The 21,079-nt window shown below is 61.4% G+C and carries 16 protein-coding genes and 1 pseudogene; 15 read left to right on the plus strand and 2 right to left on the minus strand.

Going from position 1 to position 21,079, the window contains the following annotated elements; translation table 11 throughout:
* Nucleotides 1–6 precede the first annotated feature (6 nt).
* Nucleotides 7–1,080, minus strand: a complete 1,074-nt coding sequence (rlmM, locus tag KI241_RS18230) for a 23S rRNA (cytidine(2498)-2'-O)-methyltransferase RlmM (RefSeq protein WP_212802840.1) — start codon at nucleotides 1,078–1,080, stop codon at nucleotides 7–9.
* A gap of 173 nt (nucleotides 1,081–1,253) precedes the next feature.
* Between rlmM and acnA the strand changes: the two genes are divergently transcribed.
* The 3 genes from acnA (at nucleotide 1,254) to KI241_RS18245 (ending at nucleotide 6,683) form a co-directional block, all read left to right on the plus strand.
* Nucleotides 1,254–3,995 carry an aconitate hydratase AcnA gene (acnA, locus tag KI241_RS18235; protein WP_047737780.1) on the plus strand — a complete coding sequence of 914 codons (2,742 nt, stop codon included), beginning with the start codon at nucleotides 1,254–1,256 and terminating at the stop codon, nucleotides 3,993–3,995.
* A 256-nt stretch (nucleotides 3,996–4,251) separates the two neighbouring features.
* Nucleotides 4,252–5,040 (plus strand): CPBP family intramembrane glutamic endopeptidase, encoded by a 789-nt coding sequence (locus KI241_RS18240; RefSeq protein ID WP_042731121.1) that lies wholly within the window; start codon nucleotides 4,252–4,254, stop codon nucleotides 5,038–5,040.
* A 77-nt stretch (nucleotides 5,041–5,117) separates the two neighbouring features.
* The gene (locus KI241_RS18245) at nucleotides 5,118–6,683 is read left to right on the plus strand and encodes a PAS domain-containing methyl-accepting chemotaxis protein (RefSeq protein WP_042731120.1); all 1,566 of its coding nucleotides are present in this window, start codon (nucleotides 5,118–5,120) and stop codon (nucleotides 6,681–6,683) included.
* A gap of 185 nt (nucleotides 6,684–6,868) precedes the next feature.
* Here KI241_RS18245 and KI241_RS18250 read toward each other — a convergent pair.
* A pseudogene (locus KI241_RS18250) lies at nucleotides 6,869–7,560 on the minus strand (alpha/beta family hydrolase).
* Nucleotides 7,561–7,656: 96 nt separating this feature from the next.
* Between KI241_RS18250 and ccoN (KI241_RS18255) the strand changes: the two are divergent.
* The 12 genes from ccoN (KI241_RS18255) (at nucleotide 7,657) to KI241_RS18310 (ending at nucleotide 20,903) form a co-directional block, all read left to right on the plus strand.
* Nucleotides 7,657–9,081, plus strand: a complete 1,425-nt coding sequence (ccoN, locus tag KI241_RS18255) for a cytochrome-c oxidase, cbb3-type subunit I (protein ID WP_042731118.1) — start codon at nucleotides 7,657–7,659, stop codon at nucleotides 9,079–9,081.
* 10 nt (nucleotides 9,082–9,091) lie between these two features.
* Complete coding sequence (ccoO, locus tag KI241_RS18260; RefSeq protein ID WP_042731117.1) at nucleotides 9,092–9,700, plus strand: cytochrome-c oxidase, cbb3-type subunit II; 609 nt, start codon at nucleotides 9,092–9,094, stop codon at nucleotides 9,698–9,700.
* Nucleotides 9,701–9,705: 5 nt separating this feature from the next.
* Entirely contained in the window at nucleotides 9,706–9,909 is a 204-nt protein-coding gene (locus KI241_RS18265; RefSeq protein ID WP_042731116.1) for a cbb3-type cytochrome c oxidase subunit 3, read from the plus strand.
* Entirely contained in the window at nucleotides 9,906–10,862 is a 957-nt protein-coding gene (gene ccoP / locus KI241_RS18270; RefSeq protein ID WP_047737788.1) for a cytochrome-c oxidase, cbb3-type subunit III, read from the plus strand. Before KI241_RS18265 ends, ccoP (KI241_RS18270) begins: the two co-directional genes overlap by 4 nt.
* A gap of 490 nt (nucleotides 10,863–11,352) precedes the next feature.
* The gene (gene ccoN / locus KI241_RS18275; RefSeq protein ID WP_042731114.1) at nucleotides 11,353–12,795 is read left to right on the plus strand and encodes a cytochrome-c oxidase, cbb3-type subunit I; all 1,443 of its coding nucleotides are present in this window, start codon (nucleotides 11,353–11,355) and stop codon (nucleotides 12,793–12,795) included.
* Complete coding sequence (gene ccoO / locus KI241_RS18280; RefSeq protein ID WP_003199605.1) at nucleotides 12,795–13,403, plus strand: cytochrome-c oxidase, cbb3-type subunit II; 609 nt, start codon at nucleotides 12,795–12,797, stop codon at nucleotides 13,401–13,403. Before ccoN (KI241_RS18275) ends, ccoO (KI241_RS18280) begins: the two co-directional genes overlap by 1 nt.
* Before the next feature lie 6 nt (nucleotides 13,404–13,409).
* On the plus strand, nucleotides 13,410–13,595 hold the full coding sequence (locus KI241_RS18285) for a CcoQ/FixQ family Cbb3-type cytochrome c oxidase assembly chaperone (protein ID WP_003183474.1): 186 nt from the start codon (nucleotides 13,410–13,412) through the stop codon (nucleotides 13,593–13,595).
* Nucleotides 13,592–14,575 carry a cytochrome-c oxidase, cbb3-type subunit III gene (gene ccoP, locus KI241_RS18290; RefSeq protein ID WP_042731113.1) on the plus strand — a complete coding sequence of 328 codons (984 nt, stop codon included), beginning with the start codon at nucleotides 13,592–13,594 and terminating at the stop codon, nucleotides 14,573–14,575. The genes KI241_RS18285 and ccoP (KI241_RS18290) overlap by 4 nt, the downstream gene beginning before the upstream one ends.
* Before the next feature lie 150 nt (nucleotides 14,576–14,725).
* Nucleotides 14,726–14,980 (plus strand): type II toxin-antitoxin system Phd/YefM family antitoxin, encoded by a 255-nt coding sequence (locus KI241_RS18295; protein ID WP_042731112.1) that lies wholly within the window; start codon nucleotides 14,726–14,728, stop codon nucleotides 14,978–14,980.
* Nucleotides 14,981–15,391, plus strand: a complete 411-nt coding sequence (locus tag KI241_RS18300) for a type II toxin-antitoxin system VapC family toxin (RefSeq protein ID WP_212802841.1) — start codon at nucleotides 14,981–14,983, stop codon at nucleotides 15,389–15,391. It begins immediately after the preceding gene.
* 103 nt (nucleotides 15,392–15,494) lie between these two features.
* Nucleotides 15,495–19,886 carry an RHS repeat-associated core domain-containing protein gene (locus KI241_RS18305; protein ID WP_244868232.1) on the plus strand — a complete coding sequence of 1,464 codons (4,392 nt, stop codon included), beginning with the start codon at nucleotides 15,495–15,497 and terminating at the stop codon, nucleotides 19,884–19,886.
* Between the two features lie 6 nt (nucleotides 19,887–19,892).
* Nucleotides 19,893–20,903 carry a hypothetical protein gene (locus KI241_RS18310; RefSeq protein WP_042728023.1) on the plus strand — a complete coding sequence of 337 codons (1,011 nt, stop codon included), beginning with the start codon at nucleotides 19,893–19,895 and terminating at the stop codon, nucleotides 20,901–20,903.
* The last annotated feature ends 176 nt before the right edge of the window (nucleotides 20,904–21,079 follow it).

The following is a 21,079-nucleotide window of genomic DNA, read 5'->3' on the forward strand; positions in this document are numbered from 1 at the left end:
CCCGTCCTAGCGGGACTTGGGCTTGCCGGTGTCCAACCGCCGCAAATGACAGGTCACTTCCTCGCGGTCGTGGTACAGCTGCTTGCAGCCGATCTCGACCTTGATACCCCGGGCCTTGAAGCCCTCGGCGATGCGTTCGAGCAGGCGCTTGACTTCGGCATAGCGCTGTTTCATCGGCAACTTGAGGTTGACCACCGCCTCGCGACAGTGCCCGTCGCCAATCCACTCTTCCAGCATCGCCGCGTTGCGCGCCGGTTTCTCGACGATGTCGCAGACCATCCAGTCCACCGGCTGCTTGGGCTTGAAGGTGAAGCCATCCGCCATCAGGTGCTGCACCAGGCCAGTCTCCATCAGGCTCTCGGCCATCGGGCCATTGTCGATGGCCGTGACCAGCATGCCGCGGTTGACCAACTGCCAGGTCCAACCGCCCGGCGCCGCGCCCAGGTCCACCCCGGTCATGTCGCTGTGCAGGCGCTCGTCCCACTCCTGGCGAGGAATGAAATGGTGCCAGGCCTCTTCGAGCTTGAGGGTGGAACGACTCGGCGCCTCCCGGGGAAACTTCAGGCGCGGGATGCCCATCGGCCACATCGCCGAATTATCGGCCGGCGCCTGCCCCAGGAACACTTCGCGGCCACTCTTGAAGGTCAGTAACAGGCGAGGCTTGTGCGGGTCGTCCGCCAGCTTGCCGGCGGCGGTCAGCGCCTTGCGCAGCGGGCCTTCGAATTTCTTGCAGAAGTTCGACAGTTCCTTGCCATCATTGGTGTCGACCACCTCCAGCCACAAGCTGCCACAGACGGGGAACTGCGCCATGTGCGCCAGGATCACGCTGATGCGATCGGTTTCCGGCAGCTCGATAAAGGTGCCGCGGGCCCACTGACGCGGAAAAATCAGCTCGGCGAAACGCAGGCCGCGCATCAGGCGCTCGGCGCCGTCCTCCTCGGTGCAGACAAATTCGACACAGGCACTGGCCGGCTTGGCCTTGGCGTAGCCGGCCACGTTGAGCCGGGCCGCGTGTTCGGCGATCTCGGAGCAGACCTCGCCCTCGAAGCCGGGCCGGCAGTGCATGAAAAGCGTGTTCATTGAAACTCCGTAGCAAAGCCTGTCACGAAAACCGCCGCATGATAGCGGACTTCGGAACCCCGAACCTGTCCATAGAGTCCAGTGATTAGTCATACGCTCGAAACAGGGCTAGGTTAAAGGCTCTGTCCGTCCCCGTCAGTCCGTAGCCGTGCGGACTCAAAGGAGTGATTTCAATGCCGTCCCTCGATAGCCTGAAAACCCTTAAAACATTGCAAGTCGACGCCAGGACTTACCACTATTTCAGTCTCCCGGACGCTGCCCGCAGCCTCGGCGACCTGGACAAGCTGCCCATGTCCCTGAAGGTGCTGCTGGAAAACCTGCTGCGCTGGGAAGATGAAAAAACCGTCACCGGCGCCGACCTCAAGGCCCTGGCCGGGTGGCTCAAGGATCGTCGTTCCGACCGCGAGATCCAGTACCGCCCCGCACGGGTGTTGATGCAAGACTTCACCGGCGTCCCGGCGGTGGTTGACCTGGCGGCCATGCGCGCCGCCGTCGAACAGGCCGGCGGCGACCCGCAGCGGATCAACCCGCTGTCACCGGTGGACCTGGTGATCGACCACTCGGTGATGGTCGATCGCTTCGCCAGCCGCGACGCATTCGAACAGAACGTCGACATCGAGATGCAGCGCAACGGCGAACGCTACGCCTTCCTGCGTTGGGGCCAGAGCGCCTTCGATAATTTCAGCGTGGTGCCGCCGGGCACCGGCATTTGCCACCAGGTCAACCTCGAGTACCTGGGCCGCACCGTGTGGACCCGCGAAGAAGACGGCCGCACCTATGCCTTTCCAGACACCCTGGTGGGCACCGACTCCCACACCACCATGATCAATGGCCTCGGTGTACTGGGCTGGGGCGTCGGCGGAATCGAGGCCGAGGCGGCGATGCTGGGCCAACCGGTGTCGATGCTGATCCCCGAAGTGATCGGCTTCAAACTCACCGGCAAGCTGCGCGAAGGCATCACCGCCACCGACCTGGTGCTGACGGTCACGCAGATGCTGCGCAAGAAAGGGGTGGTGGGCAAGTTCGTCGAATTCTATGGCGACGGCCTCGCCGACCTGCCCCTGGCCGACCGCGCCACCATCGCCAACATGGCCCCGGAATACGGTGCCACGTGCGGTTTCTTCCCGGTGGACGACGTCACCCTGGATTATTTGCGCCTGTCCGGCCGGCCGACGGAAACCGTGAAACTGGTGGAAGCCTACTGCAAGGCCCAGGGCCTGTGGCGCCTGCCCGGCCTGGAGCCGGTATTCACCGACACCCTGGCCCTGGACATGGGCAGCGTCGAGGCCAGCCTCGCCGGGCCGAAACGCCCCCAGGACCGGGTCTCGCTGCCTAACGTCGGCCAGGCCTTCAGCGACTTCCTGGGCCTGCAGGTCAAACCCACCAGCAAGGAAGAAGGTCGCCTGGAAAGTGAGGGCGGTGGCGGTGTCGCGGTGGGCAACGCCGATCAGGTCGGCGAAGCCGAGTATGAGTTCGAAGGCCATACCCATCGGCTGAAAAACGGCGCGGTGGTGATCGCCGCCATCACGTCCTGCACCAATACGTCCAACCCCAGCGTGATGATGGCCGCCGGGCTGCTGGCCAAGAAAGCCGTTGAAAAAGGCCTGACGCGCAAACCCTGGGTCAAGAGCTCCCTGGCGCCCGGCTCCAAGGTCGTCACCGACTACTACAAGGCCGCCGGCCTGACCGAGTACCTGGACCAGCTCGGCTTTGCCCTGGTGGGCTACGGTTGCACCACCTGCATCGGCAACTCCGGGCCGCTGCCGGACCCGATCGAGAAAGCCATCCAAAAAGCCGACCTGACCGTGGCGTCGGTCTTGTCGGGCAACCGCAACTTCGAAGGCCGGGTGCATCCACTGGTGAAGACCAACTGGCTGGCCTCGCCGCCCCTGGTGGTCGCCTACGCCCTGGCGGGCACCGTGCGCATCGACATCAGCAGCGAGCCGCTGGGGAACGACCAGCACGGCAAGCCGGTGTACCTGCGGGACATCTGGCCCAGCAGCCAGGAAGTGGCCGAGGCCGTGGCCAAGGTCAACACCAGCATGTTCCACAAGGAATACGCCGCCGTGTTTGCCGGTGACGAGCAGTGGCAGGCCATCGAGGTGCCACAGGCGGCAACCTACGTCTGGCAGGACGACTCGACCTACATCCAGCACCCACCGTTCTTCGACGGTATTGGCGGGCCACCACCGGCCATCAGGAACGTCGAAGGCGCCCGGGTCCTGGCGCTGCTCGGGGACTCGGTCACCACCGACCACATCTCCCCGGCCGGCAACATCAAGACCGACAGCCCCGCCGGTCGCTACCTGCGCGAACAGGGCGTGGAACCGCGGGACTTCAACTCCTACGGCTCAAGGCGCGGCAACCACCAGGTGATGATGCGCGGCACCTTCGCCAATATCCGCATACGCAATGAAATGCTCGACGGCGAAGAAGGCGGCAACACGATCTATATACCCAGCGGCGAAAAAATGCCGATCTACGACGCCGCCATGCTGTACCAGGCCACGGGCACGCCACTGGTGGTGATCGCCGGCCAGGAGTACGGCACCGGTTCGAGCCGGGACTGGGCGGCCAAGGGCACCAACCTGCTGGGGGTCAAGGCGGTGATCGCCGAAAGCTTCGAGCGCATCCACCGCTCCAATCTGGTGGGCATGGGCGTGCTGCCGTTGCAGTTCAAGCTCGACCAGAACCGCAAGCGCCTGAACCTCACGGGCAAGGAAACCCTGGACATCCTTGGCCTGGATGGCGTCGAGCTGACCCCGCGGATGAACCTGCCCCTGGTGATCACCCGCGAGGACGGTCGCCAGGAGCGGATCGAGGTGTTGTGCCGGATCGATACACTCAATGAAGTGGAGTACTTCAAGGCCGGCGGGATCCTGCACTACGTGCTGCGGCAGTTGATCGCCAGTTGAACGCAATCTCTTGTGGGAGCGAGCAAGCTCGCTCCCACAAGGCTTTCCCCCGGATGAACGGTTCAATCGCCGTTTTTGTATCGACCTGCTTATAATCCCCTCCCCACTGACGCTCACGGAACGGTGTCAGCCGCGAGGTGCCCGCGCGCGTCCATGAGTCGGCGTGGACACCCTTTGTGCTCTTTGCGTGACATGGCAGCGTCGTAGACGCGGCGACCACGTTCGCCCAAAGCGCCACCGCCTAAAAGGATGTTATATGCCTGCTCTCCCCTGGCCTTACCTGGCCCTTCTTTCTCTTGGCTATGCCTTGGCCCTGGTCTACGGGCATTTGGCGTGGACGGCCGCCATTACGCTGGTATTGCTACTGTTCGCCGGTTATGCCGTTCGCCAGCAAGCGATGCCGGTCGGCCGGTTTCTCGGGCACGTCCTGTTCCTGGTGATGGCCCTCGCGTTGGCGATGCATTGGATGCCTGGTTTTTTCAATGGCCGGGTGATCCCTCCACAGCGCCTGACTGACGACGCCGCGCGATTCGCGCTGTACTTGAACCAGGACAAACCCCTGATAGGCTTTTGGCTGCTACTGGCCTGCCCGTGGGTCGTCGGCCGGCGCTCGCTGCGCCTGTCGGTCTTCGCCACGGCCCTGGGCCTGGGTCTGAGCGCAGTCCTTGCATTGGGCGGGGCACTGCTGCTGGGCATGATCCACTGGGCGCCGAAATGGCCGGACCAGGCGTGGATCTGGCTGGCCAATAATCTTTTACTGGTGACATTGGTGGAGGAAGCGCTGTTTCGTGGCTACATTCAGGGAGGCCTGAGCCGGCGTTTCAAACATCTGGCCTATGGCGACAACCTGGCCTTGCTCCTGGCCTCGCTGGTATTCGGCCTGGTGCATGCCGGCGCTGGCTGGCAATGGGTGTTGCTGTCGGGCCTGGCGGGGATCGGTTATGGCCTGGCGTACCGTTTCGGTGGCCTGGGCGCGGCAATCGCCACGCATTTTGCCCTCAACCTGCTTCATTTCGCCCTATTTACCTACCCGATGCTGGCGTGATAGCGACAGGCAAAAATAACTTCAACTTAAACCTGACGACGCCGACAACCTTTCAAAGCCTTGCGGATCTACACACCATGCGTAATAACCAACCCATTACACAACGCGAAAGGACCTTCCCGGCCCAGCAACGATTGATTTCCACCACCGACGCCAAAGGTGTGATCACCTACTGCAACGACGCATTCGTCGAAATCAGCGGGTTTTCCAAGGAGGAACTGATTCGTTCACCGCACAACCTGGTACGCCATCCCGACGTTCCTTCCGCCGTGTTCGCCCATATGTGGGGCACGCTGAAACAAGGCTTGCCATGGATGGGCATCGTCAAGAATCGCTGCAAAAGCGGCGACCATTACTGGGTCAACGCCTACGTCACGCCTATATTCGAAGGCAACCAGGTGATCGGCTACGAGTCGGTACGGGTCAAGCCGACCGCCGAGCAGATCACCCGGGCCGAGGCGCTGTATCGCCGCATCAACCAGGGCAAGCCCGCGGTTCCACGCAGCGACAAGTGGCTGCCCATGCTGCAGGACTGGCTGCCGTTCATCCTGGTCAGCCAGTTGAGCTTCGTCGTCGGCGCGTTCCTCAACTCCCACTGGGGCTTCGCCCTCGCGGCGGTGCTGTCGGTGCCGTTGGGCCTGATGGGGCTGCAATGGCAGCAACGCGGGATCAAGCGCCTGCTGCGCCTGGCCGAACAGACCACTTCCGACCCGCTGATCGCCCAGATGTACACCGACAGCCGTGGCGCCCAGGCACGCCTGGAGATGTCGATCCTCAGCCAGGAAGCGCGCCTGAAAACCTGCCTGACCCGCTTGCAGGACACCGCCGAGCACCTCAACGATCAGGCTCGCCAGTCCAACTCCCTGGCCCACGACAGCTCCAGTGGCCTGGAGCGCCAGCGAGTGGAAACCGAGCAGGTGGCCACGGCGGTGAACCAGATGGCGGCGACCACCCAGGAAGTCGCCAGCCATGTACAGCGCACCGCCGATGCGACCCAGGAGGCCAATCGCCTGACCGGTCGCGGCCGCGACATTGCCGGGGAAACCCGCGAGGCCATCGAGCGACTGTCGGTTGTCGTGGGTGAAACGGGCCAGACCGTGACCCAACTGGCCAAGGACAGCGACGAGATCGGCGGCGTGGTGGACGTGATCAAAGGCATCGCCGACCAGACCAACCTGCTGGCGCTGAACGCCGCCATCGAAGCGGCCCGTGCCGGTGAGATGGGCCGCGGATTTGCCGTGGTGGCCGACGAAGTGCGGCAACTGGCGCAGCGCACCAGCGAATCCACCGGGCAGATCCACGCCCTGATCGCCAAGCTCCAGCAGACCGCCACCAACGCCGTGCAAACCATGGACGCCGGCCATCGCCAAGCCGAAGAGGGTGTGGCGCGGGTCATGGAAGCGGACCAGGCATTGGTGGGCATCAGCGAAGCGGTGGCCAACATCACCGACATGACCACCCAGATCGCCGCAGCGACCGAGGAGCAAAGCTCGGTGGCCGAGGAGATCAGCCGCAACATCAGCAACATCTCGGAACTGGCCGACCAGACTTCGGGGCAGGCTCACAGCTCGGCGCTGCTGAGCGAAGAACTGACCCGCACGGCCAATACCCAGTACTCGCTGGTGGAACGGTTCAACCGCTGACAGGGCTTAGCGGGATAAAAAACCGGGAAGACAGTGCTTCCCGGTTTTTTTTGCCCATTTAAAAGAGTTGCAGCGTTACAAACCTTCGCGAACACGCCCGCTCCCACATTTGCAATGCGCTCGCATGAACGCCGCATTCCTCTGTGGGAGCGGGCTTGCCCGCGAAGAGGCCCCGCCGGACACGCTCAATGGCGAAGAAGAAACCCAGCAACCGCCTGCGCCGCCGTCTCCAAATGCTGCCCATGACTGAACCCCGAAGCCTTCAACGGCTTGAGGTCATGATCCCCCGCCTCCAGCCACACCACCTCGATACTGGCTGACAACGCATACCCCGCCACCGCCTCGCGATTGCCCAACGCGTCGCGCTCGCCCTGGATGATCAGCGTTGGGGCCTTCAATTCGGCCAGATGCTCGACCCGCGGCTTCTCCGGTTTGCCCGGCGCATAGAACGGATACCCGAGGCACACCAGCGCGTCGCACCCCAGTTCGTCAGCCAACAGGCTCGCCATCCGCCCGCCCATGGATTTGCCGCCAATCGCCAGTCGACCCGCGACATAAGGCCGCACGGTGGCGTACACCTCGCGCCAGCATTCCAACAATTTCGGTGCCGGGTTGGGGGGCGCTTGCCGCCGTCCAGGCGTCGTTGGGCCATGTAGGGAAACTCGAAGCGCAACACGTTGACGCCCTGCGCAGCAAGACGTGCGGCCATGTCGTCCATGAAACCGCTGTCCATCGGCGCACCCGCACCATGGGCCAGGATCAGGGTCGGCGGCTCGCCGTCGTCCACCGGTTGTGCCGGCGTCCACAGCCAACCGTGTTGGGCCACGCACCGCGCCCATTGATCCCCGTCAATACTGGCCTTGTGCTGTTTGTCCATGCTTGCCTCGCTTTTAGTCTGCCTATAACTCCAGGCGAAGCACGCCGCCCTGCCTTGCGCAGGCGCTCACTTCGGCTGAACCGTGGATGGGGAACCATGAACACTTCTATCAGTACCGCCTACAACTACAAGGTGGTCCGCCAATTCGCCATTATGACGGTGGTGTGGGGCATCGTCGGCATGGGGCTCGGGGTTTTTCTCGCCGCCCAATTGGTCTGGCCACAGCTCAACTTCGATTTGCCCTGGACCAGCTTCGGTCGCCTGCGTCCGCTGCACACCAACGCGGTGATCTTCGCCTTCGGTGGCTGCGCGCTGTTCGCCAGTTCGTTCTATTCGGTGCAGCGCACCTGCCAGACCCAGCTGTTTGCGCCGAAAATCGCCGCTTTCTGCTTCTGGGGCTGGCAACTGGTGATTCTGCTGGCGGCCATCAGCCTGCCGCTGGGCTACACCAGTTCCAAGGAATACGCCGAGCTGGAATGGCCGATCGACATCCTGATCACCATTGTCTGGGTCGCCTACGCCATCGTCTTCTTCGGCACCGTGGCCAAGCGCAACACCAAGCACATCTACGTCGGCAACTGGTTCTTCGGCGGGTTCATCCTGACCGTGGCGATCCTGCACATCGTCAACAACCTGGAACTGCCGGTGAGCTTCACCAAGTCCTACTCGGTGTACGCCGGGGCGACGGACGCGATGGTGCAATGGTGGTACGGGCACAACGCCGTAGGCTTCTTCCTCACGGCCGGGTTCCTGGGGATGATGTACTACTTCGTGCCGAAACAGGCCGAGCGTCCGGTGTATTCCTATCGCCTGTCCATCGTTCACTTCTGGGCGCTGATCACCCTGTACATCTGGGCGGGTCCTCACCACCTGCACTACACCGCGCTGCCGGACTGGGCGCAGTCGCTGGGCATGGTGATGTCGCTGATCCTGCTGGCACCGAGCTGGGGCGGCATGATCAACGGCATGATGACCCTCTCGGGCGCCTGGCATAAGTTGCGCAGCGACCCGATCCTGCGGTTCCTGGTGGTGTCCCTGGCGTTCTACGGCATGTCGACCTTCGAAGGCCCGATGATGGCCATCAAGACCGTCAACGCCCTCTCCCACTACACCGACTGGACCATCGGCCACGTACACGCCGGCGCACTCGGCTGGGTGGCGATGATTTCCATCGGCGCGCTGTATCACATGATCCCGAAAGTCTTCGGCCGGCCACAGATGCACAGCATCGGCCTGATCAACGCGCACTTCTGGCTCGCGACCATCGGCACCGTGCTCTACATCGCCTCGATGTGGGTCAACGGCATCGCCCAGGGCCTGATGTGGCGCGCGGTGAACGAGGACGGCACGCTCACCTACTCCTTCGTCGAGACGCTGGTGGCCAGCCACCCGGGCTTCATCGTACGGCTGGTGGGCGGGGCAGTCTTCCTCACCGGCATGCTGCTGATGGCCTACAACACCTGGCGCACCGTGCGGGCTTACCAGCCTGCCGAAGCCGCCGCTGCCGCGCAGATGGCCTGAGGAGTCCGCCATGAAACACGAAACAATCGAAAAAAACGTCGGCCTGCTGATGCTGCTGATGGTGCTGGCCGTGAGCATCGGCGGCCTGACCCAGATCGTGCCGCTGTTCTTCCAGGACGTCACCAACAAGCCGGTGGATGGCATGAAGCCCTACACCGCCCTACAACTGGAAGGCCGTGACATCTATATCCGCGAAGGCTGCGTCGGCTGCCATTCGCAGATGATCCGTCCGTTCCGCGCCGAAACCGAGCGCTACGGCCACTACTCGGTCGCCGGTGAAAGCGTCTGGGACCACCCGTTCCTGTGGGGTTCCAAGCGTACCGGCCCGGACCTGGCCCGCGTCGGCGCACGCTACTCCGACGACTGGCACCGTGCGCACCTGTACAACCCGCGCAACGTGGTGCCCGAGTCGAAGATGCCGGCCTACCCATGGCTGGTGACCCAGGCCGTGGACAGCAGCCACACCGAGACCAAGCTGCGGGCCATGCGCACCCTGGGTGTGCCGTACACCGACGATGACATCACAGGCGCCGTGGCCTCGCTCAAGGGCAAGACCGAAATGGACGCCCTGGTGGCCTACCTGCAAGTGCTCGGCACTGCCATCAAGAGCAAGAGGTGAGCCCCATGTTTCTTGAAATGAGCACTGGAATGATCCGCGGCCTGGGCACGATCGTGGTCTTCGTCGCCTTCATCGGCCTGCTCCTGTGGGCGTTCAGCAGCAAGCGCGGCCCGGAATTCGCCCAGGCGCGCCTGCTGCCGTTCGCCGACGAGCCACCCGCCGATACCGCCAATCCCCAAGACCCTGCAACAAGGAGTACCCGGCCATGACCACCTTCTGGAGTACGTGGATCTGCGTACTGACCCTCGGCAGCCTGATCGGCCTGACCTGGCTGCTGATCGGTACCCGCAAGGGCGAGACCAAGGGCAGCGTCGACCAGACCATGGGCCACAGCTTCGACGGCATCGAGGAGTACGACAACCCGCTGCCGCAATGGTGGTTCCTGTTGTTCGCCGGCACCCTGGTGTTTTCCGTCGGCTACCTGGTCCTGTATCCGGGCCTGGGCAACTGGAAAGGCATCCTGCCCGGCTACGAGAATGGCTGGACCGGTGCCCACGAATGGGAAAAGGAAATGGCCAAGGCCGACGCCAAGTTCGGGCCGATCTTCGCCAAGTTCGCCGCGATGCCCGTGGAAGAAGTCGCCAAGGACCCACAAGCCCTGAAAATGGGCGCCCGCCTGTTCGCCTCCAACTGCTCGGTCTGCCACGGCTCGGACGCCAAGGGCGCCTTCGGCTTCCCGAACCTGGCCGACAACAACTGGCGCTGGGGCGGCGCGGCCGACACCATCAAGACCACCATCATGGGTGGCCGCATGGCGGCGATGCCGGCCTGGGGCGAGGTGCTTGGGGACGCCGGGGTCAAGAACGTCGCGGCGTACGTGCGCCATGACCTGGCCGGCCTGCCGTTGCCAGCGGACAGCGGCGCCGACCTGCAAGCCGGCCAGCAGGCCTTCAACACCACCTGCGTCGCCTGCCACGGCGCCAACGGCCAGGGCACCGAAGCCATGGGCGCGCCTAACCTGACGCAACCGGCCGGTTTCATCTACGGCACCAGCCTGGCCCAGTTGCAACAGACCATTCGCCATGGTCGCCAGGGCCATATGCCGGCGCAGAATGAAATGCTCGGCAATGACAAGGTGCAACTGCTTGCCGCTTACGTTTACAGCCTTTCCAAAAGTGATACGCAGTTGAGCGGCAAGCCGCAGGCTGCAAGCCTCAAGTAACAGCAAAAGCAAAAGCTGCAAGCGACGCGTGCTCGCTTGCAGCTTGCAGCTCGAAACGCGTAGCTGCTTCTATTTGTCGCACCCTCCCAAGGTCTTTCTTTCGGTTCCTGCGAATCGGGTCTAAGCTTGCCTCTGCGTGCATTGGCGACTGCCTGTTTCAGGTCGACCCGACCCGATGTGTCCGACAATCGTTCGACAAGAAAAGCCGCAAAGGCAGGGAATACCGGCTGTTGCGACAATTGCCCGGCATCCCTCGAACGCAGCGTTTGAACACACCCCGTTACAACCGACCTGAACCCCTCGCCGCTTTCCTCTGTCGCGACATTTTTCCGTGGGCCGATTTTGTCCCTACACGGAACATGGAAAGGCCGCAGAATCAGCGTCGGAAAGCATTGACCCAGGTCATGGCGCGTTGCAATGACCCCCCGCTTTCTCCATACTTGCGACCGATTTTTATCCTAATAAAACACCCAAACCGTGGAACCTTAGAATGAGCACAGCAATCAGTCCGACTGCTTATAACTATAAGGTAGTCCGCCAGTTCGCCATCATGACGGTGGTCTGGGGGATCCTTGGCATGGGGCTCGGTGTCTTCATCGCCTCGCAACTGGTCTGGCCGGAGTTGAACTTCGATCTGCCATGGACGACATTTGGACGCCTGCGCCCGCTGCACACCAACCTGGTGATCTTCGCCTTCGGTGGTTGTGCGTTGTTTGCCACTTCTTACTACGTCGTGCAGCGAACCTGCCAAACGCGACTGATCTCCGACAGCCTCGCCGCCTTCACCTTCTGGGGTTGGCAAGCGGTCATCGTCGGCGCGATCGTGACCTTGCCAATGGGTTTCACCACCACCAAGGAATACGCGGAACTGGAATGGCCCCTGGCTATTCTGCTGGCCATTGTCTGGGTGACCTACGGTCTGGTGTTCTTCGGCACCATCGTCAAGCGCAAGACCAAGCACATCTATGTCGGTAACTGGTTCTACGGTGCCTTCATCGTCGTGACGGCCATGCTGCACATCGTCAACCACATGTCGTTGCCGGTCAGCCTGTTCAAGTCGTACTCGGCCTACTCGGGCGCGACCGACGCGATGATCCAGTGGTGGTACGGCCACAACGCCGTGGGCTTCTTCCTGACCACCGGCTTTTTGGGGATGATGTACTACTTCGTGCCGAAACAGGCCGAGCGTCCGATCTATTCCTATCGCCTGTCCATCGTCCACTTCTGGGCGCTGATCACCCTGTACATCTGGGCCGGTCCGCACCACCTGCACTACACCGCGCTGCCGGACTGGGCGCAGTCCCTGGGCATGGCGATGTCGATCATCCTGCTGGCACCCAGCTGGGGCGGCATGATCAACGGCATGATGACCCTGTCGGGCGCCTGGCATAAATTGCGCACCGACCCGATCCTGCGGTTCCTGGTGGTGTCCCTGGCGTTCTACGGCATGTCGACCTTCGAAGGCCCGATGATGGCCATCAAGACCGTCAACTCCCTGTCCCACTACACCGACTGGACCATCGGCCACGTACACGCCGGTGCGCTCGGCTGGGTGGCGATGATTTCCATCGGTGCCATCTACCACATGATCCCGAAACTGTTCGGTCGCGCGCAGATGCACAGCACCGGCCTGATCAACGCGCACTTCTGGCTCGCCACCATCGGTACCGTGCTCTACATCGCCTCGATGTGGGTCAACGGCATCACTCAGGGCCTGATGTGGCGTGCGATCAACGACGACGGCACCCTGACCTACTCGTTCGTCGAAGCGCTGCAGGCCAGCCATCCTGGCTACATCGTGCGTGCCCTGGGCGGCGCGTTCTTCGCCAGCGGCATGCTGTTGATGGCCTACAACGTGTACCGCACCGTTCGTGCCTCTGACCCGGCTGAAGCTGAAGCCGCCGCCAAGATCGCCGTAGTTGGAGCTCACTGATGAAGCACGAAGCAGTAGAGAAGAATATCGGCCTGCTGGCCTTCTTCATGGTCATCGCCGTGAGCATCGGCGGCCTGACCCAGATCGTTCCGCTGTTCTTCCAGGACGTCACCAACAAGCCGGTCGAAGGCATGAAGCCGCGCACCGCCCTTGAACTGGAAGGCCGCGACATCTACATCGCCAACGGCTGTGTCGGCTGCCACTCGCAGATGATCCGTCCGTTCCGCGCCGAAACCGAACGCTACGGCCACTACTCGGTCGCCGGCGAAAGCGTCTGGGATCACCCGTTCCTGTGGGGTTCCAAGCGTACCGGTCCGGACCTGGCCCGCGTTGGCGGCCGCTACTCCGACGACTGGCACCGTGCGCACTTGTACAACCCGCGCAACGTCGTGCCGGAATCGAAGATGCCGGCCTACCCGTTCCTCGTAGAAAACAAGCTCGACGGCAAAGACACCGCGAAAAAAATGGAAGTCCTGCGCACCCTGGGCGTGCCTTACACCGACGAAGACATCGCCGGTGCCAAGGATGCCGTCAAGGGCAAGACTGAAATGGACGCGCTGGTGGCCTATCTGCAAGGCCTGGGCACCATCATCAAAAGCAAACGGTGATTCTTAATGGATATCGGGATGATTCGCGGCCTGGGCACCGTCGTCGTGATGGTGGCTTTTATCGGCCTGGCCCTGTGGGTGTTCAGCCCCAAGCGCAAGTCGGAGTTTGACGACGCGACCTTGCTGCCGTTCGCGGATGATCCCGAAGCCATCAAGCACGTCGAGCAAGCTTCTAGGAGTAACAAAGAATGACTACGTTCTGGAGTCTGTACGTCACAGTCCTCAGCCTGGGAACGATCTTCTCCCTGACCTGGCTGCTGCTGTCGACCCGCAAGGGCCAGCGCAGCGAAGCCACCGAAGAGACGGTCGGCCACTCCTTCGACGGGATCGAGGAGTACGACAACCCACTGCCCAAATGGTGGTTCATGCTGTTCGTGGGCACCATCGTGTTCGCCCTCGGCTACCTGGTGCTCTACCCGGGCCTGGGCAACTGGAAAGGCCTGCTGCCAGGCTATAACTACCTGGACACCGAGAAACAGACCGCTTTCGCCAACGGCCAGACCGGCTGGACGGGCGTTCACGAGTGGGAAAAGGAAATGGCTCGTTCGGATGCCAAGTTCGGTCCGATCTTCGCCAAGTTCGCGTCCATGCCGATCGAAGAAGTCGCCAAGGACCCGCAAGCCTTGAAGATGGGTGGCCGCCTGTTCGCCTCCAACTGCTCGGTCTGCCACGGTTCCGACGCCAAGGGTGCCTACGGCTTCCCCAACCTGACCGACGCTGACTGGCGCTGGGGCGGTGAGCCGGAAACCATCAAGACCACCATCATGGGCGGTCGTCACGCCGTCATGCCGGGCTGGGCTGCCGTGGTCGGTGAACAAGGGGTTGCCGACGTGGCCGCCTACCTGGTCACCAGCCTGCACGGTCGCAAACTGCCGGAAGGCGCCAAGGCCGACCCGGCCAACGGCCAGAAGCTGTTCGCGGCCAACTGCGTGGCGTGCCACGGTCCGGCCGGCAAAGGCACGCCGGCCATGGGCGCCCCTGACCTGACCCACCCTGGCGCGTTCATCTACGGTTCGAGCTTCGCGCAACTGCAACAGACCATCCGCTACGGTCGCCAGGGCCAGATGCCTGCCCAGGCCGACCTGCAAGGCAACGACAAGGTCCACTTGCTGGCCGCCTATGTCTACAGCCTGTCCCACGGCGAAAAGGCTCCAGCCGCTGACGCCCAGTAAGGCTTTCGCCTGAAACACCAAAAGGCCCCGTCAATGCACATTGACGGGGCCTTTTCGTTCTCGGTGTCGCGAAACCTGTCCTGCTGCGCTTGTCGGCCATCGGCGCAAGTAGTAACGTGCCTACATTCAAGCTCAATGAGGGGCACCGCCATGTCCATCACCACACTCTCCAGCCGTGAATTCAACCACGACACAAGTGGTGCCAAAAAAGCCACCCGCGACGGGCCGGTTATCATCACCGACCGTGGCAAGCCGGCCCACGTGCTGCTAAGCATTGAGGAGTACCAGAAACTGACCGGCGTCAACGCCAGCATTGTCGAGTTGCTGGTCATGCCCGATGCGCCGGATATCGATTTCGAGACCGAGCGTGCCGTCATCACTCCCCGCTCGGTAGACCTGTCCTGAATGTTCTTACTCGATACCCACGTCATTTCGGAACTGCGCAAACCTCAAGCAAATAGAAACGTCCAAGCCTGGGCGCGCAGCGTTCCTGCCCCCAGCCTGTACGTCTCGGCGATTACCGTACTGGAACTGGAAACCGGCGTATCGCGCTTCGAACGCAAAGACCCCGCTCAAGGCAGCCGCTTGCGTGAATGGCTGGATAACCATGTGATGCCTGCGTTTGCAGGTAGAGTCCTGACGATCGATCGCGCCGTCGCGCTGCGCTGCGCCCGGCTGCATGTACCGGACCGCTGCAATGAATGCGACGCGCTGATCGCCGCAACCGCGCTGGTCCACGGGCTGACCGTGGTCACCCGCAACGTGAACGATTTCCAGGGCAGCGGCGTGGCGTTGCTCAATCCGTGGTCAAGCTGAAATAACGTTACAACGGATCCTCAACTCATCGCCAAGGAGACAGGCGTAGTGATAGGTATAGACCCCTTCAAGCAAATGGCCGTCAAACATCCTGGGCTCCGGCATGTCTGACGCACTTTGGGCTGCCCGCCTGGGCGATGCGCTGGAACACACCTCGATGATGGCCGACATCCTCGGTGGTGTGCTCGAAGTAGCCGCGAACATCGCCATCACGGCCCTGGCCACCGCCGCCGTGGTGGCCGCCACGGGCATCACCGTGGCCACCGGTGGGCTCGGTTGCTTCCTGCTTGGCGCGGTGGTCGGTGCAGTGGTCGGCATCGCCATGAGCAAAACCGGGGCCGACAAAGGCTTGAGCCATTTATGCGAGGGCATTGGCAACGCGCTCTTTCCGCCCACGGTGCAGGCCAACATCCTCACTGGCGCCACCAACACCCTGACCAACAACATCCCCGCCGCCCGCGCCGCCGGGGCCATCGAGTCCCATGTCGCGCCCGCCGGCACCGAACTCGAGGAGCCGCAGCCCGAGCCCAGCTACCTGGACATGGCCGAGAGCTTCTTCTCGCAGATGTGGCGCCCCACCGTCGCCACGCCCGCGCCCGGTGCCGTGCCCAAGCCGCTGGACATGATCACCTGCCTGAAGCACCCGCCGATGCCGCCGCAGTTTTTGGCCGAAGGCTCGGACAAGGTCACCATCAACGGCCAGCCCGCCGTGCGCAGCGGTGACCGCAGCACTTGCGACGCCAAGGTTGTGTCATCGGGGCTGATTTCCCCTGACGTGACCATCGGCGGCGGTACCGTGGTGGTGCGCGAGATCCGCAGCGGCAAGACCTCGGGCGTGGGGCTGGCGGTCACGGCGCTGCTGATGCTCAAGGGCGGCAAGGGCAAGTTTTTCAGCAAGCTGCCGTGCATGCTGGCCGGTGCAGCGGCGTCGATGGCGGTTAGCAGCGCAATGGGCGCGGCAGCCAACGCGGCCATGGGTTCGTCGAATCCGGTGCACGCCGCCACCGGGGCCAAGGTGCTGGGGCGCGATGAAGAGCTGGACTTCGCCCTGCCCGGCATCCTGCCGATCGACTGGCAACGTTTCTACAACAGCCGCGACGAGCGCCGTGATACGTTGTTCGGCGCCGGTTGGAGTGTGGCCTATGAAGTCTGCGTGGAGATTCTCCCGCACCCGGACGGCGGCGAAACCCTGATCTACACCGACGAACAGGCCCGCCCTATCGACATGGGCGCGATCCCCTCGGGCGGCGCGGTGTTCAGCGCCGGCGAAGGCCTCGCCGTGCGCCGGCACGTCAACGGCCAGTTGTTGATCGAAAGCGACGACGGCCTGTACCGCCTGTTCGAGCCGACCCCGGGCCGGGCCGCGCTTCTGCGCCTGAGCCAACTGGGCGACCGCAACGACAACCGCATCCACCTCGACTATGACGACGCCGGACGCCTGGTGCGACTGCGCGACACCTTCGACCTGGTGCAGGTCGAACTGATCCGCGAAGGCGAGCGTGTCACCCGCATCGAGCGCCTCTACCCCGACCAGTCGCGGGACGTGCTGGTCAGCTACGCCTACGACGCGGCGAACAACCTTGCCGAAGTACGCGACGCCACCGGCCAGGTGCAACGGCGCTTCCGCTACGACGCCGGGCGGCGGATGGTGGAGCACCAACTGCCCACCGGCCTGCGCTGCTTCTACGAATGGGCGCTGATCGAGAATCAGGAATGGCGCGTAATCCGGCATTGGACCGACGAAGGCGACACCTATCAGTTCGACTATGACCTGGCGGCCGGTACCACGCGCATCACCGACAGCTTGCAACGCACCAGCACCCGCCACTGGAACAGCCAGCACCAGATCATCTGCTCATCCGACAACCTCGGCCAGACCTGGCTGTTCGAGTGGAACGACGAACGCCAGTTACTCAGCGCCACCGACCCGCAGGGCGGCGGCTATGCCTTCAGCTACGACGAAGCCGGCAACCTGATCAGCGAAACCGACCCCTTGGGCCGCAGCGATTCCACCCTGTGGCTCGAACACTGGGCCTTGCCGCTGGTGGACACCGACGCCGCCGGCAACGGCTGGCAGTATCGTTACGACCCGCGGGGCAACTGCATCGCCGAGACCGACCCGTTGGGCCACGTCACCCGCTACCGCTACGACGCCCACGGCCAGGTCATCGAGATCATCGACGCCACCGGCAAGCGTAAGAAGCTGCGTTGGAACCCGTTCGGGCAACTCGTCGAGCACATCGATTGCTCAGGCTACCCGACGCGCTTCAGCTACGACTCGCGCGGCTATCTGCAAACCATCACCGATGCCCTCGGCGAACGCACCCAGTTCAGCTATGACGCTCAGGGCCGCCTGCTCAGCAGCCAGTTGCCGGACGGGCGCACCGAGCAGTACCAGCGCGACGCCGCCGGCCAGCTCACCGGCTACACCGACCCGGCCGGACACACCACGTTCTACCAACACAACCGCCGCGGCCAAGTGCGCCAACGCACCGATGCCCAGGGCCGACAGGTGCAGTTTGCGTACGACAGCTATGGACGATTGCAGGCCCTGGTCAATGAGAATGGGGAAAGCTATCGGTTTGCCTGGGATGCCGGGGATCGGCTGGCTGAACAGCGCAATCTCGATGGCAGCGTCAAACGTTACACCTACGACGCTCTTGACCACGTAACAAGAGTCGAGACCGTCGCAGCGCTGCGAAATGATCATCAACCCCTCGAAGAACCCATCGTCCAGCATTTGGAACGCGATGCGGTAGGCCGACTAATCACTCGACTCACGCCTGACGGACAGTCTCGGTACAGCTATAGCCCGCTAAACCAATTGATCGAAGCCGTCACTGCCAATAAAGATGGCGATGAACAGCGATTGGGCTTCGCTTATGACGCGTTGGGATATTTGATTGAAGAACAGAGTTCGACAGGGCTTTTGCAGCACCATTACGACGAACTCGGCAATCTCATCCGGACCCGACTCCCTGACGGTCGCTGGATTAACCGCCTCTACTACGGCAGTGGCCACCTGCATCAGATCAATCTTGACGGTCAAGTCATCAGCGATTTCGAACGTGACCGGCTGCATCGTGAGGTGATGCGCACGCAAGGCCAAATCCACACGCGTAGCGACTACGACCGTAGCGGACGCCTACGCAGTCGCCAACGCCGCCTCGCAAGCCCTTCTTCGCCGATGGCCAATGCCGAACAGATCCATTTTGAATTCGACCCCAGCGATCATCTTGTAGGACGCCTCGAACGAATGCCACAAGGTCAGCAACGTCAACTGCTGCACTACGACGCGACGGGACGAATCATGGCGAGCCAGGGAAGCCGCCAAGGACAGAATGAAACGTTCTCCTTCGATGCGGCTGCCAATCTCCTCGACGGCTCCCGGGGCGCAGCCGGACGGGTTATGCACAACCAATTGCTGACTTATCAGGATAAGCGTTATCGATACGACGGCTTCGGACGAATAATAGAAAAACGCAGCCAACGGCACGGGTTGCAACGATTCAGATATGACTCGGATCATCGTCTGATTGAGGTTCGAACGCAGAAAGTGGAGGGAGAAAGCGTCGTCAGGATGCGCTATGACCCCTTGGGCCGAAGGATTGGGAAAACTGAACATGACAGCAAAGGTCAACTCATCGCTTCCACGCGCTTCGACTGGGATGGTCTGCAATTACTAAAAGAGCAAAAAAGTGGCCTGACCAGCCTGTACCTCTACGCTGATAACGGTCACGAGCCCTTGGCAAGGGTCGATGGCATCGAAGAGAATCAACGCATTCGCCATTACCACAACGATCCCAATGGCCAGCCATACGCCTTGACGGAAAATGACGGGCATCCGCTGTGGCATGCCCGCTATCAAGTATGGGGCAACACTTTTGAGGAGGTGCGTGAACCGTATTACGTCGAAGAACAGAACCTTCGATTCCAAGGGCAATATCTGGATCGGGAAACTGGCCTGCACTACAACACCTTTCGCTTTTACGACCCCGACATCGGACGCTTTACTACGCCCGACCCTCTGGGCCTGACCGGTAGCCTTAATCTCTATCGCTACTCACCGAATCCGTTTACCTGGATCGACCCATTGGGGTTGAAAGAAAACGAGATTATCCGCTACATGGGCGAAAGCGAAACGGTTTCCTCAAAGGCCGCCAATGGCGGTAAAGGGGGCTTGGTACCGAATATCCGGGGAGAGAAGGCGGTTTGGGTCAATCAAGACAGCAACCCAGGATTCAACCCAGGCAATGAAAAATATCGAGTCGTCGCTACCGTCAACAATGAAGGGGTCAGCATGCTCAATAACCACAAAGATATCTCTACTGTTGACTATAAGGAGACCGGGTTGAAAGATGGCGTGCTTTCCAAAACGAATGAACCCAAGGCCAGAGGAATCGGTTTCCGGTTGTTGGATAAATTCAATAAAACCATCACGTCATTTCGTGTCGAGAAAAAAGGCCCGAATGGAAAGTGGAAGACATGTGGGTAAGGCTAAATGGACATATTCAACCTCCTCTCCTATAAGCTTGAAAATTTCCTGAACGCCCGCCCCTACCCTAAGGCGCTGGGCGCCATTTTCTATGAAGAAGACGAGCCCTCATTACTCCGAGTCGTGGCCAGGAAACGCAACGGCTCAGCCTTCAGCGTGAGCCGTTGGCACGATTTGTTTTCAGTAAGCGCTTTCGAAAAATCCATGGCGAAAATCGGTTTCACGGAATTGGATTGCTATGCCCTGCTTCTGGTTCTCTCACGCCTTGGTTACCTACTTGAGATCGACAACCGCCAACGAACCAACAAGGACTATTTTATTTTCTTCTACTTGATCCAGTTGATCAGCTTGAAGAACAGCACGATCGATTCCAATGCGCAACTCAGAAACCACATGTTCAGGTTCCTGCTCTTCGAGTTGAGCATCGACGACGAGGTGTATCGTCGGTTCAGCATCGAGGGTCATCAATTGATGATGACGACCGATGCCTTGGGGCCTGTGCCTTTTCTGGAGATCATCGACCTGGTCTACAGAACGATCAAGGCGGATGCCAGGAAAGAGCATGAGCTGTTGAGCCATTTGAAAAACTATCAGACAGCCGTTATCCGGTTACTGACCGAACCTGACGCAGACACTTATCGCTTCAAGCTCAATGACCGTCACAGCGAGCTCATGTATCCCGACCTTTTCCTGAACACTTATGCTCAGGACAGGCAGCGGGTACTCAACGCGTTGATTGATACAATCAACCCGCTCCAATCAACGGAAAACCTGTTCGTCTCGAACATGATTCTGATGAACTACTCCTTTCACATCCTGAAAAACCGACCCCGTGAACTCCTGAAACTGAAGAAATACGTCAATGATGAGGTGCTGTTTGGTAAGCTGCTGGAGGCCATCATCCTACGTCGCATGAGCGTCACCAAAGCGCTGTTCGAAAAAATCCCCACGGGTCATGACCTGTCTTTGCTAAATGACGACCCCGCTTCGTTCTACAACATCCTGTACAGGCAGTAAAATTGCGGCGAATTTAGCCAGGGCAGGCTGTACTTCCCCAAGCGAAGCATCTTCGTGGCTCAGCGAAGATCTTCCGGATGTACGCCACCGAAATTGTCCTGTTATCTCACTGACACAAACACTATCAATGCCACCGCCCTCCACTCTGGCACGCGTAAGTTCATCTCGCTAAAGTC

Origin of the sequence: Pseudomonas sp. Cab53 (assembly GCF_018325965.1) — a bacterium.
GTDB classification, from domain to species: domain Bacteria; phylum Pseudomonadota; class Gammaproteobacteria; order Pseudomonadales; family Pseudomonadaceae; genus Aquipseudomonas; species Aquipseudomonas chlororaphis_E.

What these genes read in the sequence shown, in the direction of transcription:
- rlmM (WP_212802840.1), bottom strand. Translation starts at nt 1,080, where the DNA reads ATGAACACGCTTTTCATGCACTGCCGGCCCGGCTTCGAGGGCGAGGTC.
- acnA (WP_047737780.1), top strand. Translation starts at nt 1,254, where the DNA reads ATGCCGTCCCTCGATAGCCTGAAAACCCTTAAAACATTGCAAGTCGAC.
- KI241_RS18240 (WP_042731121.1), top strand. Translation starts at nt 4,252, where the DNA reads ATGCCTGCTCTCCCCTGGCCTTACCTGGCCCTTCTTTCTCTTGGCTAT.
- KI241_RS18245 (WP_042731120.1), top strand. Translation starts at nt 5,118, where the DNA reads ATGCGTAATAACCAACCCATTACACAACGCGAAAGGACCTTCCCGGCC.
- ccoN (WP_042731118.1), top strand. Translation starts at nt 7,657, where the DNA reads ATGAACACTTCTATCAGTACCGCCTACAACTACAAGGTGGTCCGCCAA.
- ccoO (WP_042731117.1), top strand. Translation starts at nt 9,092, where the DNA reads ATGAAACACGAAACAATCGAAAAAAACGTCGGCCTGCTGATGCTGCTG.
- KI241_RS18265 (WP_042731116.1), top strand. Translation starts at nt 9,706, where the DNA reads ATGTTTCTTGAAATGAGCACTGGAATGATCCGCGGCCTGGGCACGATC.
- ccoP (WP_047737788.1), top strand. Translation starts at nt 9,906, where the DNA reads ATGACCACCTTCTGGAGTACGTGGATCTGCGTACTGACCCTCGGCAGC.
- ccoN (WP_042731114.1), top strand. Translation starts at nt 11,353, where the DNA reads ATGAGCACAGCAATCAGTCCGACTGCTTATAACTATAAGGTAGTCCGC.
- ccoO (WP_003199605.1), top strand. Translation starts at nt 12,795, where the DNA reads ATGAAGCACGAAGCAGTAGAGAAGAATATCGGCCTGCTGGCCTTCTTC.
- KI241_RS18285 (WP_003183474.1), top strand. Translation starts at nt 13,410, where the DNA reads ATGGATATCGGGATGATTCGCGGCCTGGGCACCGTCGTCGTGATGGTG.
- ccoP (WP_042731113.1), top strand. Translation starts at nt 13,592, where the DNA reads ATGACTACGTTCTGGAGTCTGTACGTCACAGTCCTCAGCCTGGGAACG.
- KI241_RS18295 (WP_042731112.1), top strand. Translation starts at nt 14,726, where the DNA reads ATGTCCATCACCACACTCTCCAGCCGTGAATTCAACCACGACACAAGT.
- KI241_RS18300 (WP_212802841.1), top strand. Translation starts at nt 14,981, where the DNA reads ATGTTCTTACTCGATACCCACGTCATTTCGGAACTGCGCAAACCTCAA.
- KI241_RS18305 (WP_244868232.1), top strand. Translation starts at nt 15,495, where the DNA reads ATGTCTGACGCACTTTGGGCTGCCCGCCTGGGCGATGCGCTGGAACAC.
- KI241_RS18310 (WP_042728023.1), top strand. Translation starts at nt 19,893, where the DNA reads ATGGACATATTCAACCTCCTCTCCTATAAGCTTGAAAATTTCCTGAAC.